At 67.8% G+C, this 14,899-nt stretch carries 14 protein-coding genes and 3 pseudogenes; 7 read left to right on the top strand and 10 right to left on the bottom strand.

Annotated features, from left to right (window positions below; translation table 11 throughout):
• Positions 1–252: 252 nt before the first annotated feature.
• A pseudogene (locus tag ACIA5D_RS50685) lies at positions 253–510 on the bottom strand (ISAzo13 family transposase); the annotation flags it as partial.
• A gap of 205 nt (positions 511–715) precedes the next feature.
• On the opposite strand from ACIA5D_RS50685, the gene ACIA5D_RS50690 reads away from it, so the two are divergent.
• Positions 716–874, top strand: a complete 159-nt coding sequence (locus ACIA5D_RS50690) for a hypothetical protein (protein WP_396037932.1) — start codon at positions 716–718, stop codon at positions 872–874.
• Between the two features lie 1,074 nt (positions 875–1,948).
• On the opposite strand, the gene ACIA5D_RS50695 is transcribed toward ACIA5D_RS50690, so the two are convergent.
• The 4 genes and pseudogenes from ACIA5D_RS50695 to ACIA5D_RS50710 all read right to left on the bottom strand — a co-directional run.
• Positions 1,949–3,091 (bottom strand): beta-propeller fold lactonase family protein, encoded by a 1,143-nt coding sequence (locus ACIA5D_RS50695; RefSeq protein ID WP_396037933.1) that lies wholly within the window; start codon positions 3,089–3,091, stop codon positions 1,949–1,951.
• 117 nt (positions 3,092–3,208) lie between these two features.
• The gene (locus ACIA5D_RS50700) at positions 3,209–3,943 is read right to left on the bottom strand and encodes a transposase (RefSeq protein WP_396037934.1); all 735 of its coding nucleotides are present in this window, start codon (positions 3,941–3,943) and stop codon (positions 3,209–3,211) included.
• Positions 3,865–4,320: a transposase domain-containing protein gene (locus ACIA5D_RS50705; protein WP_396037935.1), complete on the bottom strand. Its 456-nt coding sequence runs from the start codon at positions 4,318–4,320 to the stop codon at positions 3,865–3,867. Before ACIA5D_RS50705 ends, ACIA5D_RS50700 begins: the two co-directional genes overlap by 79 nt.
• Positions 4,321–4,405: 85 nt before the next feature.
• A pseudogene (locus ACIA5D_RS50710) lies at positions 4,406–4,825 on the bottom strand (transposase); the annotation flags it as partial.
• A gap of 379 nt (positions 4,826–5,204) precedes the next feature.
• Here ACIA5D_RS50710 and ACIA5D_RS50715 point away from each other — a divergent pair.
• Both ACIA5D_RS50715 and ACIA5D_RS50720 read left to right on the top strand, forming a co-directional pair.
• Positions 5,205–5,582, top strand: coding sequence for a PPOX class F420-dependent oxidoreductase (locus ACIA5D_RS50715; RefSeq protein ID WP_396037936.1), 378 nt, complete (start codon positions 5,205–5,207; stop codon positions 5,580–5,582).
• Between the two features lie 27 nt (positions 5,583–5,609).
• Positions 5,610–6,335, top strand: coding sequence for a hypothetical protein (locus tag ACIA5D_RS50720; RefSeq protein WP_396037937.1), 726 nt, complete (start codon positions 5,610–5,612; stop codon positions 6,333–6,335).
• 180 nt (positions 6,336–6,515) lie between these two features.
• Here the strand turns inward: ACIA5D_RS50720 and ACIA5D_RS50725 are convergent, their stop codons facing one another.
• Complete coding sequence (locus ACIA5D_RS50725; RefSeq protein WP_396037938.1) at positions 6,516–6,899, bottom strand: DoxX family protein; 384 nt, start codon at positions 6,897–6,899, stop codon at positions 6,516–6,518.
• 497 nt (positions 6,900–7,396) lie between these two features.
• Between ACIA5D_RS50725 and ACIA5D_RS50730 the strand changes: the two genes are divergently transcribed.
• The 3 genes from ACIA5D_RS50730 to ACIA5D_RS50740 all read left to right on the top strand — a co-directional run bounded on the left by ACIA5D_RS50730 (position 7,397) and on the right by ACIA5D_RS50740 (position 11,612).
• Positions 7,397–8,041, top strand: a complete 645-nt coding sequence (locus ACIA5D_RS50730; protein WP_396037939.1) for a TetR/AcrR family transcriptional regulator — start codon at positions 7,397–7,399, stop codon at positions 8,039–8,041.
• Between the two features lie 428 nt (positions 8,042–8,469).
• Complete coding sequence (locus ACIA5D_RS50735; protein ID WP_396037940.1) at positions 8,470–11,313, top strand: AfsR/SARP family transcriptional regulator; 2,844 nt, start codon at positions 8,470–8,472, stop codon at positions 11,311–11,313.
• A gap of 143 nt (positions 11,314–11,456) precedes the next feature.
• On the top strand, positions 11,457–11,612 hold the full coding sequence (locus ACIA5D_RS50740; RefSeq protein WP_396037941.1) for a hypothetical protein: 156 nt from the start codon (positions 11,457–11,459) through the stop codon (positions 11,610–11,612).
• A 178-nt stretch (positions 11,613–11,790) separates the two neighbouring features.
• Here ACIA5D_RS50740 and ACIA5D_RS50745 read toward each other — a convergent pair whose 3' ends face one another.
• The 3 genes and pseudogenes from ACIA5D_RS50745 to ACIA5D_RS50755 all read right to left on the bottom strand — a co-directional run.
• Positions 11,791–12,486, bottom strand: coding sequence for a hypothetical protein (locus ACIA5D_RS50745; RefSeq protein ID WP_396037942.1), 696 nt, complete (start codon positions 12,484–12,486; stop codon positions 11,791–11,793).
• 919 nt (positions 12,487–13,405) lie between these two features.
• Positions 13,406–13,546, bottom strand: a complete 141-nt coding sequence (locus ACIA5D_RS50750; RefSeq protein WP_396037943.1) for a hypothetical protein — start codon at positions 13,544–13,546, stop codon at positions 13,406–13,408.
• A 259-nt stretch (positions 13,547–13,805) separates the two neighbouring features.
• Positions 13,806–14,081 (bottom strand): annotated as a pseudogene (locus tag ACIA5D_RS50755) (IS701 family transposase); the annotation flags it as partial.
• A gap of 324 nt (positions 14,082–14,405) precedes the next feature.
• Here ACIA5D_RS50755 and ACIA5D_RS50760 point away from each other — a divergent pair.
• Positions 14,406–14,534, top strand: coding sequence for a hypothetical protein (locus tag ACIA5D_RS50760; protein WP_396037944.1), 129 nt, complete (start codon positions 14,406–14,408; stop codon positions 14,532–14,534).
• A 124-nt stretch (positions 14,535–14,658) separates the two neighbouring features.
• Here ACIA5D_RS50760 and ACIA5D_RS50765 read toward each other — a convergent pair whose 3' ends face one another.
• On the bottom strand, positions 14,659–14,805 hold the full coding sequence (locus ACIA5D_RS50765) for a hypothetical protein (protein WP_396037945.1): 147 nt from the start codon (positions 14,803–14,805) through the stop codon (positions 14,659–14,661).
• Positions 14,806–14,899: the final 94 nt, after the last annotated feature.

Here is a 14,899-nt window from a genome sequence, read left to right on the forward strand (position 1 = left end):
ACCTTCGTGCTCGCCACCATCGCGGTGCCCATCGTCATCTACGGACTGATGCCACAACTGCACCGTCTCCGCCGCCGCCTCCTGACCCGCAACCCCAGCAACTGAGCAACCGGATACTGGGGGTCGCGGCGGCGTTTGTCGCACTCGCCCCAGCGAGATCTGATCGGACACCGCGACGACGCGACCGCTTCCCATTAGCGTGGACCTCGGGATCTACGGTGGGGTCGGCCGCAGACCGTTAGCGTCTGGCCCGGGATCGAGGTCCACGGCCCGTTTCCGGCCCCCACCAGGCTTACGGGTCCGGCCCAGAGGTTCAGCGCCGGCGTCGAGTTCATCGACGCCGAGCGCGACGGTCGCTTCACGAACCCCGGCAGCCCTGGCCACCGCCCGGATCCCGCCATAGCCCAGGACACGCGCCTCAGCGCCCAGCAGCAGCCGACGCTGCCGCTCATCCAGATGCGGAAGGATCGCCTGGAACTTCGCCGCGAGTTGCTCTTGAACCTCCACCATCACGCCCATAACAGATCAACGGACCACAATCCGTCAAGCTACGGGTTATTACTCGGCGAGCCCTTAGCGATCTTCCGCTACGAAAATCTTGCCAGAGCCACTCCAACTCGTACGCCGACAGGGTCGACTTGACCCGCCCCAATGTGGCCGGCACGCCCGGGGTGGTCACCTCCGGCACGGGCACCTCGTCCTGCAGGTAGTCTTCGTGAACCCACAGGCCGTCCGGATCCAGCCGTTGCACGGCGGCGGCGTACCCGACCTGCCCACCACCGCCGTCGGCGATCATCTCGTCGGTGAGCCAGTCCAGACCTGCCACGCGCCGGGCTCTCCAGGGTCGATGACCTCGAAGGACATCCGGTCGTAGATGACGCGGCGACCATCCTGGCTGAGGCGCTCCGCCAAGGCGAAGCGGGCGTCGTCGGTCCGGACTCGTCGCAGCAGGATCTCGACGATGTTGTCCTTGACGACGTCGGTGGAGTGCGCCCCGATCGCCCCGCCGGGGTGTTTGCCGCCGCAGCGGCGGCCCGTGTGTAGTTCTCCCCGGTCTGCGCCATCTCGGCTCGGATCGCCCGGGAACGCGCACGATTGCGTTTGCCCATGATGTCCTCCGACGAAGGCCCACGCCCTCCGCGAGGAGGGTCGTCACGAAGTGGTCCACGCTGCGTCGGTGATGGCTTTTCCTCGATCGCGGCCCACGGCGTGGGCGCCGGCGGCTCGGAGACGGGCGGGCGTGACCGCCACCGACGAGCATGCGCGCCGCTGGTATCCCGGCAGCGGTGCAACGCCTCCGCAGCCGCCGTCTTGCGTAGCGCGGAACCGAGCCGGCATTGCGCTCGTCGACGGCAGCCATTGCCACGATCTTTCATCTAGATGTCAGCAAGAATCCATCACGGCCATTCGCCCGATCTCTTGTCGACAGCCTGCGGATCGACGGGAGGCTTGAAACCGAACGATGCGGAAGCCATCACACCACCAGCCATACGCCTACGCCCAGAACAACCCACTGCAAGGCACCGACCCGACCGGCCTGTGCACCAACTGCAGCAGGTTCGAAAAATTCAAAGAAAACACCATCGCCTTCGAATGGGAATCGGAGACGCCCTGCTCTTCGGACTCCCCACCAAATTCCAGGAATTCCTGCAGCCCGGCTCCACCTGCGACATCAAGAACAACGGCTGGTACACCGGCGGGCTCGTAACAGGGACGGTCGGCTCTCTGATCATCCCCGCTGGGGCTGCGGCCAAGGGCGCGTACGCGGCCATCAGCCAATCTGGCTGGGCCGGTAGCGTGCCGCTCGACGCGAGTCGTCGAGCCGGAACGTGCCATCGATCTCCCAGATAGGGTGCGCCGGAGCAGCGCCACGTCGGGCCAACCCATGGAGTTCGCCGCAAGACTGGGCCGTTGGGGTGGCGTGGAGGACACGCCACCCCACCCGGCGTCAGCGATTGCGCAGGAGGGTTACTGCTTGGAATCCGGGTTCGACCCCACCCGACGGTTGGGTCTTTACCGTGGTCAGGTCACCGGTTGACGAGACGGCGAAGGTGGTGATGGTGTTCTCGGCGAAGTCGGTGGCGTACAGATGCTTGCCGTCGGGGGCGAACGCGACCGTGGGTGGCTGGTGGAGTAGCACCGGCCGGCCGGCCGGGGTGAGCACGCCGTCCGCGCCGATCGTGAAGCCGGTGATCGGGCCGCTGTTGTCCTCGAGAGCGGACCCGGCGACATACAGTAGCCGTCCGTCCGGGCTGATCGCGGCGCCTTCTGCCCGCTCCCCGGCGGGCAAGTGGCTCACCTCGGTCAACGTGCCATCACCCTCAATGCGGAAGCCGAAGATGTCGTCGGTGTCGGTGCACACGACATACAAGAACCGGCCGTCGCGGGTGACGAGGACTTCACCGCTGAACAGGCCGATCCCGGCTCGGGCCACCGGTCGCGTCGGGATGCCGTCGGATCCCACCGCGAACCCGGTCAGCACGGGCCGCTTGGTGTCACCGACGTAGATGAACCGGCCGTCGGGTGTAACCGCGAGGTCCTTCGGCGCGATCCCGCCGGTGCTCACAACCGCCCGCTGGACCAGCGCGCCGTCAGACTGGACGGCGAACACGGTGATCGTTGCCGTGACCTGGTTGACGACATACAGGGTGCGGCCGTCCCGGGAGGTGACCAACCCGGACGGCCGAGGGGTGGACACGGTGAGGAACTGGCTCAGAGAACCGTCACGACCGATGCGATACCCGTCGATTTCATTGCCATCGGCTGCGGCGACGTAGGCGAACCGCCGGTCGGGTGTGATGGCCATGCCGCGGGCCCCGTGCCCAGCCCGCACCCGGTCAAGTGGTACGAGGGCGCCATCACGGTTGACGGTGAATCGGATGATGTTGGCCGTGCCGGAATGGGTGGCGCTGTTGGTGACATACACCGTGCGGCCAGCTGGAACCTGATCAGCGGTGGCCGGAACCGCAGACACGAAAAGTGCTGGCAACAGGACGACTGATGCGGCCGCCGCCAGGAAACGGCCGCGGGGCGATCCATGTGGCATAGGCATACATGTACTACAAACCTGATCCCACCGCCGGCTCTGCATTGTGACGCGGACAACAAGAAGGCATCCCACGCCACTTGCCATCGATCGGGTGGCGGTCCTCGTCGCCGGACGGCCATCGAGCTGGGCAAACGCCCGTCGCCGCCGAGGACAACCAGCTCAGCCAATCGCCGCCCAGCAACGGTCTGGTGGCGGTAGCGCCAGACGTGCTGCCCGGTGCTGCTCAGCGGCCGGGGTCGTCCCGGCGAATCCGCCGACGTTCCAGACGGTCACGCTGACCTGGACGGCGTCGCGGAGCGACCAGAACGTCGTCACGTACACGATCTTCGCGAACGTCGATGGGAACACGTTGCCCGTCACGCCGGCGGCGAGGGTGATCTGGTTGCGGGCGGTGTTCAGGGCGGTGGTGAAGCTGGCCCGGTCGGGGTCGGTGCCGGGTTGGCTGTCGGTGGCGTCGACCATGGCGGTGCGCAGCGTCTGGTAGATGATCAGCAGGGCGTGGATTTCCTGGTCGATGCCGTCCGGGGTACGGGCCCGCAGGACCCTGCCGCCGAGGATGCTGGACTTCAGTTCCAAGTAGGCGGTTTCGATCTCCCCTCTCTGGTGGTACAGCCGGATCAGTTCACCGGCCGGGTGACGGTGCGGGTCGAGCAGAGTGGTGATCAGCCGGTAGCCGCTGGTGCGGGTGCCGTCGTTGGTTTTCACGGCGATCCGGGCGTCGATGACCCGCACCCGCAGGGTGCCGATGGTGGACAGCCAGGACCCGTCGTGGTAGCGGGTGATCTCGGGTAGACGGCGGCCGGTCTTGCAGCGGATCAGCAGGTCGGCCTTGGTCGCGGCCAGCATCTCGACGAGGGTGGCGGCGGCGTAGTTGCAGTCGGCCAGCAGCAGCATCCGGCTCGCAGGCTGCGGGCCAGGGTGCGGGCCTGGTCGAGTTCGCCGGTGGTGATCGGGTCGAACACGGCGTCGATGATCGAGCGGGTGCCGCAGGTCAGCAGGGCACTCAGCCGTAGTGTCGGGTAGCCGGACCCGCCGTGGTTACCCCGCTGTTTGCGGTAGCGGGCGCGGACCGCGGCCGAGTCCGCGACCGACATGATGGTGCCGTCGATCGCGGTCAGCAGCAGGCCCCGCCAGCGCACGGCTTGCCCGGCGGTGGTCGCGACCGGGCCGCGTAGCACGTCGAACAACGCCCGAAGTGGTGCGGGTCCCAGTCGTTGCCGGGCCTGGCGTAGCGCGCTGGAGGTCGGCTCGGCCAACACCACCCCCGCCACGCCGGCGCTCAGTTGCTGCCAGACCTTGCGGGTAGCCGAGTTCGGCGAACAGACACCCGGCCAGTTCCAGGTACACCACCACCCGGGCCGGGAGCAGCCGGACCCGCTGCTGGACGCGGCGGGTCGCGGCCAAGACCTCATCGACCATCTCGAACGGTATGAGCTGGGTCAACTCGCCCAGTTTCGGGTGCGGGAAGTCCGCGGGCAGGGCGTCCCACTGGCAGCCGGTCCGATCGAGGTAGCGGATCGCGTCCACGACATCGCGGCGCGGGTAGACGATCGGCCCTGGCCGCTGCCGGCGGGCACGTCCGAGGCGAGGACCGCCCATTCCGCATCGCTGGTGTCCGACGGGTAGTGCCGAGGCCGTGTCGTGGGCAGGTGATCGGCGAGGATAGCCGGGGTCGAGGACGTGCCGGTCCCGGCGACAAGGTATACAGACAGGGCTGGGCCTTCGGTATGCGAGCTGGTTTAGTCGCCTTTGCTCGTACCGGAGGCCCTTCCTCATGTCCGCTCGACACGCCGCACACAAACAGGATCGTCGATCATCGCCAGGCCCGCCGCTGTCCTGACACCCTTATTTACCAGGCTCCAATGGATGATCGCGTTCTGTTGGGGTCAGTCTTCAGCCGGCGGACACGGTTCCGCATGTGGACCCTGGGCGTGTCATCGAGGGGTCTGCCGCCATCCGGGAGGCGTCGTGGGCCTTGACCCGGTCATGGGACCAGATGCGGGCGGCCCGCCACGGGATGAACCCGGCGCGGCGGCCGCGGGCGTTCTCGGGCTCACGACGCCGCGCCGGGTTCTCGCGCCGCCACCCCCGGAAATATACATAGTGTGTAGTTCGTTGAGGTTGGGTATCGGGACGTTGACGAGAGGAGCATGCCATGTTCACCGAAGCCGAGATGAGGTACTTGACCGAACCGGAACGGCACCTGGCCCGCGTGGCCACCGTCGGGGCGGACGGGATGCCACACGTAGTCCCGTCGGGCTGGTCGTTCAACCCCGCGCTGAACACCATCGACCTGGGCGGCATGAACCTGACCGCGACCAAGAAGTACAGCGACGTCGCCCGCAGCGGGCGGGCCGCGGTGGTCATTGACGACGTTCTCCCACCGTGGCGCCCGCGCGGCATAGAGATCCGCGGGCGGGCCGAAGCGATCGACGGCACGGACCCGCTCATCCGGATCCACCCGCAGCGGATCATCTCCTGGGGCATCGACAGCGACGTGCTGAGCGAGCGCAACAGCCGCCGGGTCGCCTGACCGGCACACTGCGAGAGGAGCACGATCATGACTGCTCACCTGCACGCCGAACTATCCGACCAGTCCGCCGTCATCGCGCCGACACCCAGCCGGCGAGGCGCGGGCATCGCCGGTGTCCTCGCCGGTGCGGGTCTGGCCGTCGAGACAGCGGGCTGGAGCGCCAGCGGCTGGACGCCGCAGACATTCACCGACCCGGCGACAGCGCTCCAGTTCCTGCGGGACTCGGGCGGGATCCTGCGGGTCGCGGTGTTCGTCGGCGCTGTCAACCTGGTCTTCACCGTCGTCCTACTGGCCGGCCTGGCCGGCTGGCTGCGCGCCGCCGCGCCGACCCGGGCCGCCACGACGCTCTACTGTGGAGTCGTCGGGGTCGCCGGCCACGCCCTGGTGCCGCTGGGTCTCTGGCTCGGCGCACCGGCGTTCACCGCCCTAGCCGGCCGGGACGCGGCAACGGCCGAGGGGGCCTGGGCCGGCTTCAACGCCGTCCTCGCCGCGGCAGGCGCGGCCGGCGCCCTCTTCCTCGGCGTGGCTATGCTCGCCGCCGGCTCGGCCGCCCTCACCAGCAGCGCGATGCCGACGCCGCTCGGCTGGGTCGCCGCGCTCGCCGGTGCCGCCTCGATCCTCACCGCTCTGGCCGCGACCACCCCGCTGGACAGCCTCGCCAGCGCCGCATATCTGCCGTCGCTGGGGCTGGCGATCGTGTTTCGCACCTGGGCCGGGATCCACCTGTGGCGCGTGGGCCCGGGGCACGGCTAGCAACGTGCGGATTTCAATCGACACATAGTTGTCCCCGCCGCAGCAGCGATGCCGAGTTGGCCGACGAAGGTCTGCATTGCTGACGCGGCGGGCCCGCAGCCGCGGCGGCGGGCCCGCAGCCGCGAAGGAACGCGCGGTCCGGCTGCAACTGGGCCCCGATCGCGGTCGCGCCGTGCCGGGTCAGCCGGTGAAGGACTCCGGGCCAAAGCGGCCCCAGGCCACGAAGACGGCCATCGCGAGATACACCAGGTCGGGCACGATCGTTGCCTTCTCACCACGGCGCAGGCGCATGATCACCGCGCCGGTAAACAGCAACACCAGACAGGTAGCAGTCACCGGCACCAGAACCGGCGCGATGTCGAGCACTGCCGGCAGGATCAGGCCCGCCACAGCCAAGATTTCGAGAGTTCCGATGGCCCTGAGGGCGCTGGGGCTGAAGTCCAGGACCCATTCCGCGGCAGCGCCCACCGAAGCCAGCTTTTCCCTCGGCACGAACATTTTCGAGGTGCTGACCAGGAGGACAGCGGCCAGTAGTACGGTAACGATCCACAAAGCGAGGTTCATGACGCCTCCCTGCAAGGTTCCGGGCGTTTCCGCCGGTCGGGCAGCCGGGGCGGTTGGCCAACCGTTCAGCCGTCGCAAGGTCGGCGGTCCGCGACTACCAGGCGCCCACGTCGTCGGCCGGGCAAGGCGCCGTAGCGCTTCGGGATTCGACGATCGAGCGGGGTCCGTGCCAACACGCTGTCGGCCGTTGCCCGGCCGGGCCAGCCCGGGCACCTGCCGCCGCCGCGCAGCGGGCCCAACATTGATGATCATCGAGCAGCGTCGCCACCACACCCCTCCGGCGACGCCATCCGTGGATGTACGCGCCGGGCACAGCCAACCGTCGACACCGCCAGCAACGCTACCGCACCCGAGGTGTGTACCAAGGTGGGCCGAATCGGGTCGACGCGACAGGTGCCAGCTCGGCCATTCTAACCAGCAGAACGTAAAAGTGTGCACGGCGTCTAGTTTCCACAACTAGACTCGGCGTAAACTTCCGACCGGGTAATCGAGGACACATGCCGTCACGTACGATCGTCGTGCCCGCCAATGCGCGCAGCCGGCGCACCCGCGGCGCCCTGCTCGCGGCGGCCCGCTCGATCCTCGAGGAGCACGGGTTCGAAGCATTAACGATGACAGCTGTGGCCGAGCGCGCAACCGTCACCCGCGGGGCTGCCTACCTGCACTTCCCGTCACGAACCGAACTGGTGGCGGCATTGTTCGACTACGTCGCCGACGCCGAGGGCCTGCACGAGTCGTTGCGCGAGGTATGGGCCGCACCCGACGCCGCCAGCACGCTCGACCGTTGGGCCGCGCACCTGGCCACCTACCACCCGCGGCTGCTGGCCGTGGACCGGGCATTACAGCAGGTCTGGAGACGCGATCCCGACGCGGCGGCACACCGTGCCCGAGTCGTGCACGCGCAGCTGGCCAACTGTCGCCGGATCACGCGCCGGCTCGTCGACGACGGACACCTCGCGCCCGGCTGGACCATCCGCTCGGCCACCGACATGCTTTACGCCCTGATCTCTTCGGACATCGTCGAAGGACTGCTCGTCGACCGCCACTGGTCTACCGCACGGCTCGCCCGACACCTCGCCCTGCTGCTACGGTCCACCTTCCTCACGGCAGCTGACACCTCGGATCCTCCCACAAGTCCTTGACCTGCGGAAACCCGCTCACGGTCGGGACGGCAGTCGGGACGGCGGGGTCAGGACGGCGGTGTGTCGGGACGGCGGGATTCGAACCCACGAACCCTTAAGCCCAGGTGCGAAGCTGGCTTCGATTGGGCAGGCGTCCGCGGACGGTCAGCAAGTCGCAGACCAAGTCGTTTGAGATCTCAAAGTGGGAAGTCAAGAAGGCATGGGAGGAAGTCAGAGCGAATAGGGGAGCGCCGGGAGTGGACGGGCAGACAGGGGCTGGTCCGAGACGCACATTGAGCAAGTCAACGCTGCTCACGATACCTACGACAACCGTGCCGACGCATCGGCTGAGTGTTGACTGTCCTTATGAAACCGATCGGGCCGGTTTGCTGTCCCGACCCACATGAGGCAATACCACATGGCTGTGAAGTCGATTACGATCGCTGGACGTGGAGTTTCTGCTGCTTGGCACGCTGGAGGTGCGGGATCGCGTCGGCGAGCCGGTTGTCGTCGGTCGTCGCCAGGAACGCCTCCTGCTGGGTCTGCTCCTGCTCGAGGTGGGCCGAACGGTGCCGACCGACCGCCTGGTCAGGCTGCTCTGGCCGGAGCGCCCGGTGCAGGATCCTCGTGCCACACTGCGCACCTACGTTTCACGACTGCGAAGCCGGATCGCCGCGAGCTCGGACGGCGCCGCGCCGCGCTTGTCGGTAAGGCCGGGCGGGTTGCTGGCCGAGACCGACCCGGAGTTGGTGGACGCCCATCGCTTTGCCCGTCAGGTCCACCTGGCCCGGGCCGAGGCCGACGCTGTCCGCCGCGCCGAGCTGCTCGGACCGGCGCTCGCACTCTGGCGCGGCCCATTGCTTGCTGACGTGGCGTCCGACGGGTTACGCGAGCTGGTCGGCGCCGAGCTGACCGAGCAGCGCCTGGCGGCCACTTGGATGTATGCCGACGCCGAGCTCGCGCGCGGCCGGCATCACGAGGTGCTCGGCGCGCTTGCCGCCGCCGTCGCCGCGTACCCGCTGCACGAGCCACTGGTCGGTCGGTTCATGCTTGCGCTGCATCGGACCGGCCGAGACGCAGACGCGCTCACCGCCTACCAAAACCTGCGCGCCCGGATGGCCGAGGCGCTCGGCGCCGATCCCAGTCCGCAGCTGCGCGACCGGTACCTGGCGATTCTGCGTCAGGACCCGGCGCTTGACCCGCCGGAGGCATCCGACCATCCGGTCCACGGGGTCCCTGAGAAGATCGCGACCGGCGGATACCGCGCGGCCGGACCTGATGCCCCGGCTCAGCTACCCGCGGCCATGTCGGGCTTCGTTGGCCGGGAAGCCCAGCTGGTCAGGCTCGATGCAATCCTCGCTGCCTTCGGCAAGCAGCCAACGTCGATGGCCATCACCGTGCTGTCGGGTACCGCGGGGGTCGGGAAGACCACGCTGGCGGTGCATTGGGCCCACCTTGTTCGCGACCGGTTCCCCGACGGGCAACTGTACGTGGACTTGCGCGGCTTCGACACTGCGGAACCAGCCGTGAGCGCCATCGACGCGATGCATAGGTTCTTCGACGCGCTGGCGGTACCGCCCGGCCAGGTACCCGCCGACGCGCAGGCGCAGGCGGCACTGTACCGCAGTCTGCTGGCTGGCAGACGTATCCTCGTTGTGCTCGACAACGCGCGCGACGTCGAGCAGGTGCGCCCGTTGTTGCCCGGCTCCGCCACCTGTCTGGTGCTCGTCACCAGCCGAAACCAGCTCATCGGGCTGGTCGCCGCCGCGGGCGCCCACTCGATCGCGGTCGACCCGCTGTCTGCGGCGGAGAGTCGGGCGCTGTTCCGGTGTCGGCTCGGCGCGATCCGCGTCGCGGCGGAGACGCCGGCGGTCGATGCGCTCGTCACGATGTGCGCACAGCTCCCGCTGGCACTGGCGGTCGTTGCGGCTCGGGCAGCGGTCCACCCCGGACTGCCGCTGGAAGCGTTGGCGGCCGAGCTGCACGCCAGCCGCGGCAGCCTCGACGGGTTCGACACGGGTGATCCGGCAACCAACGTACGCCACGTCATCTCGCTGTCGTACCAGGCCCTCGAGGCCGAAGCGGCTCGGTTGTTCCGGCTGCTGGGCCTGCACCCCGGCCCCGACATCGGCCTAGCCGCCGCTGCGAGCCTGGCCGGCGTCCCAGTCCCAAGCGCGCGGACACAGCTGACCGTGTTGGAACGTGCGAGCCTGGTGACCGAACATCGTCCGGGCCGGTACGTCGTGCACGACCTGTTGCGCATCTACGCCGCCGAGCTCGCCGCCGGCCCTGACCCCGACGCCGAGCGGTGGCCGGCACTGCGCCGGATGTTCGGCTACTACCTGCGGTCGGCGGACGTGGCCGACCGGGTGGCGTACCCGCACCGCGACCGCATCACGCTGGCACGGGCAGATCCGCTGATCGTGCACGAGAGCTTCGCCAGTGTCGACCAGGCGCTGGCTTGGCTTGCCGCCGAACACTCGGTCTTGCTGGCAGTCATCATCCGGGCCGTCAACACCCGGTTCGACACCCACGCGTGGCAACTCGCCTGGACACTCATGAACTTCTTCGACCGGCGAGGCCACTGGAACGACTGGGCCGCCACTCACATGGTGGCATTGGCAGCTGCGACACGACTGAAGGACCTCGCCGCTCAGGCCCACATCCTTCGTGGCCTCGGTCGAGCCGACGTCTGGCTCGGCCGCCACGACGCCGCTCGGCGCCATCTCGAAGACGCGCTCGAGCTTTTCGATCAGCTCGGCGACCGTGAAGGGCAGGCCCGCACGCAACTTGCTCTCGGCTGGGCCGCCGGCGAGTGCGGGCGCGATCGGGCGGCGCTCGAGTACCTCTACCAAGCGCTGGACACATATCGGAGCGTCGGCCACCGCCCGGGACAGTCCAGTGCACTCAACATGATCGGCTGGACGCACGACAAGCTCGGAGACTTCGAGCAGGCGCTCGCCAATTGCCAGCGTGCTCTCGTCCTGCAACACGACCTCGGCGACCGGCGCGGCCAGGCACACACCCTCGACAGCCTCGGCCTCATACACCGGCACCTCGGTCACCATGCCGAGGCCGTCGCGTGCTACGAGCAAGCACCGAACACCTTTCGAGCCCGCGGCGAGCCGTACCACGAGGCCGGTACCTTGGCTCGGCTCGGCGACGCCCATCACGCCGCCGGTCATCCCGGCCTCGCGCGCGACGCATGGCACCATGCCCTGCAGATCCTCGAAGAGCTTGGCCACCCCGACGCCGACCCGATACGCATCAGGCTCGCCACGACGGCAGGCTAACTCAGCCGCCGGCGGCCGCATTCGAGGTACGCGAGGGCTAGCGCCCGCGGGGTGGCCGCCTCGGCTGACTACACGACCGTGATCGATCCATCGAACGGTTACGGGGTCTGGCAGGGGGTGCGGCGCTGTCGTAATGGGCGACGGTGTTCGGCGGCAACGACACGCTCGCGGATCTGCTCTACACCCGCGAGAACGTTCTGTACGGCGGCGCCAGCTATCCCGGGCTCGGCCTGAACGTCGTTCGGTACAACGTCGGCGCGTGCACCTACAACAAGTCGGCTCGCCGCCGGTGGGGCTGAAGCTGTCGGCGCAGCAGGTCGCAGGACTCATGGGGCTGGGCGGGCGGGGCTGGCGTCCACGCTGGGAGACGCACGCCTGAGGCGGCCTCCTCGGGTCGCGGTGCTCTGGAAGGCTCGGCGACCCGCGAGGCTACTTCACTGGTACTCGTCCTGCTTCCAGTTACTTCTGGTCATCCGCCTAGAAAGGAGTGGGGACGATGGCGTTGCTCGCCGCCGACACGGCTAGGGTGCGGTCGCTGGCGACCACGGTGTACGGCTCCCGTCCGGTCAACGGGCAGCTCCCGATGGGACCGCATGGGTCAGGGATGAAGGTCAGGTTTGTCACATTGTCCGCCGAGGTGACTGGGCGGGGCGTTCCATTGACGGTCGCGAAGATCGTGTACGTGATCACGTCCTGATCGCTCCGCGACGCCCTCCAGGTCAGTGTGACCCTAACGAAGGGCGGAGGATTGACCGGGACGACGCTGCCGCTGAGCAGCACGGGTGCGGGCAGCACGCGTGGAGGCACCGCCTTCAGTCCGTTGCTGGGCGGCGATTGATTGAGCTGGCTGTCCTCGGCGGCGACCGTGAACACCTCCCCGCCGGAGAGGCCTTCGGAGGCGAGGAAGACGGTGGTGATGTCCGGGCTGAGCGTACGGAACAGGAACCTTCCGTTGGCGAAGACAGCGTGATCCGTGATGCCGTTGCCCGCCGGGGGCGACCAGATCAGGACGACGTTGTCGCCTCTGATGGTGGCGCTGTCGAGGGTGGGCGAGGCGGTGGCTTGGGTCCGGGGCGAGGCCGGCGCGGCCGCGGCAGCGGACGGCGCGACCAGTAGTGCAGCCGCTACCAGGACCGCTCCCAGTCGTCGCGTCGTGCGGAGAGGGGCACTCATCGGCGGCAACTCCTTTGCCGAGTGGACAACGTCGCGCCAACGCATACCCGGTGCCGCGGAACACAATCACATCCGAGCGTGTGGTATCGATTGGGAAACGACAATGAAACGCTGAGCCGGTCGCGTAGTGACCTCACCCAGGTGGCGACATGGCTCAGCGGGCCGAGCGGTATTGCCGAGGCAACGCGATTGTCACGGATGGAAATGCCGCAACGCTGGACTCCCGGGCAGGGCCACGTATCAAGCGGCCGCTCCGCAGCGGTCCAATCCTCGCGATGCCCGCCGATCCTGCCAGTGACACGGCCCTGCGCGACAAGGCCGAATCATTGAAGGAGACCTGTGAGTCATCTCGTGCGCCGGGAACGCTGGCGGCCCATTGTCAGGATTTGACGTAACTAATCAGGTCAGTTGAGGGTGGGTATCCAGGGTCGGCCGGATGCCAGTTGGATGAGGGCGTCGAGCAGGTTGACGCCGTGTTTGCCGGCGGTGGCGAGGTAGGAATGCAGATGGCAGAAGCTAGTCATGTTCCACCTGGGCGTGAGCGGCGCCGCCACGAGCGTCAGCGCGTCAATGTCAGACGTGTCGGATCCGGCGCACCGTGGGCCGCAACACCTGAGTCAGCCCGCAGTGGGGCCCGGCGCGGGCGCACCGTCCACCTGCCGCAACCGCGCAGGGCGAGTGCGCCCACGGCCGCAGTGGGGCCGGCGCAATGTGGGCAAACCAATCCACCCGCCGACCATCACAATGGACGGTCGTCGTGGTCTCGGGCCGCCACCGTGAACACGCGTCGATCAGAAGTCGGGCGGCTTTGTGCCCCAGGGCCGGTCTTTGTGCTCCGTGCGCGCGGCGCGTCAGTTCCCGGGGGCGGGGCGGGCGCGCACCGATGACCACCTATGGCCTGGTCGAGCTGGCACTGTGGCTAGTAGGCACCGCCGCCACTGCCGCCGTCTCCGCCCGCGAGTATTGCGAACGCGACGATGACGGCCACCACTACAACGACGGCCGCGACGGTCACCCAGGCCCAGGTTCGCGACTTGTTCTGTGTCTGCATGTTGAACACCTCCTCTCCGTCCTGTACCCACGGATCTCATGATCACGTATGAATGGTGTGGCTCGGATTAGTACTGCTACGGCGGGTCGTAGCTTCCGATGCGTTCGAGTCGTTTGCGGTAATGGACGGCTCTGGCACGTTCGCGGCTGAGTTCCCGGAAGACTGACCAGGCCAGGACATGTGCGACGGAGTGCTGTGTGGCCAGGATCAGGGTGGCGAACAGGCGCCTGATCTCGTTACGGTCAGCCGGATCAGGCTGCCCGGCTGTTCACTGCTGGTGGTGCCCCTTTTCGGCTTCGGCGGCGCGCAAGATGGTCAGGAACGCGGCGGCGGCCATGGACAGGGTGACGTGGGCGTACCAGGCTTCGTAGCGGCGGACCTGGTACTGGTCCAGCCGGCCTCGTTCTTTCGCGATCTGGAACGAATCCTCGACCGCCCACCTCGCGCCCGCCGTGCGCACGAGAGTCCGCAGCCGGGTGCCGCGCGGCCCGAAACACACGTAGTAGGCCAGTTCACCGGTGGTGATGTTGCGGCGGGCCAGGATCTCCACCTCGTTAGCGCGATCACCGCGCAACACCAGGATCGCCAGGTGCAGCAGTTGGCGCAGGACCAGATATCCGAACGACGGATCATGGCCTCAGCATGACCACGACAACCCGCGACGGCGCGAGACATAACCGCACGTCAGACCATGCGGCCGGGTTTTCGAACGGTACAGGTACCAGCGTTCTTAACGACGTTGACGAGCGCAGGATGTCGGCCGGAGTGTCGCCCGGGGGGGCCGGCGACGTGTCGCGCCAGCGTGTGTGCCGTTGATCGCAACATGGCCAAGGGAGAACGCCGCGGGCAAGGCTCACGGACTGTGCCGGTGACGATCGAGGAACCAGTTCTGGTGCCGATGTCGGACGCCGAGCGGGCTGCGGCGGTATCCGCCCTGGCCGAGATCCTGACGGCCTGGTGGACGAAGCACGGCAGCGACGGCAAGATCGGCACTTGACCTAACTCGGGCGCCGGCATGATCGAACATCCTCACCTGTTTGATATGTAGGTGCACTTGATCAAGGGCCTGCACTGCCAGCGTCGCGTAGCCGCGAGCAGTATCAGGCGTCCTCCGATAGGGATCAGTCCTCGAAGCGCTCGATTGTCGGCGTGGTATCGGGTGCCCATAGAGCGAGGAGGGGTTCGATGAGTGAGGTGTTGCGGGTGCGCTCTGCCTCGGTGTGTTTGTCGAGCAGTTCCTGGCTGGCCCAGCGCTCGAGTATCACCATTTTGTGGTTCTACTGACGCTTGTGTGGGTGGTTTCTGGGCGTCTGGGTGGCGCACGCCGTTGTCCTGTCTAGGTTCTGGCTTGTCGAAGGTCAG

The sequence above is a fragment of the Actinoplanes sp. NPDC051513 genome (assembly GCF_044454685.1).
In the GTDB taxonomy this organism is placed as follows: Bacteria; Actinomycetota; Actinomycetes; order Mycobacteriales; family Micromonosporaceae; genus Actinoplanes.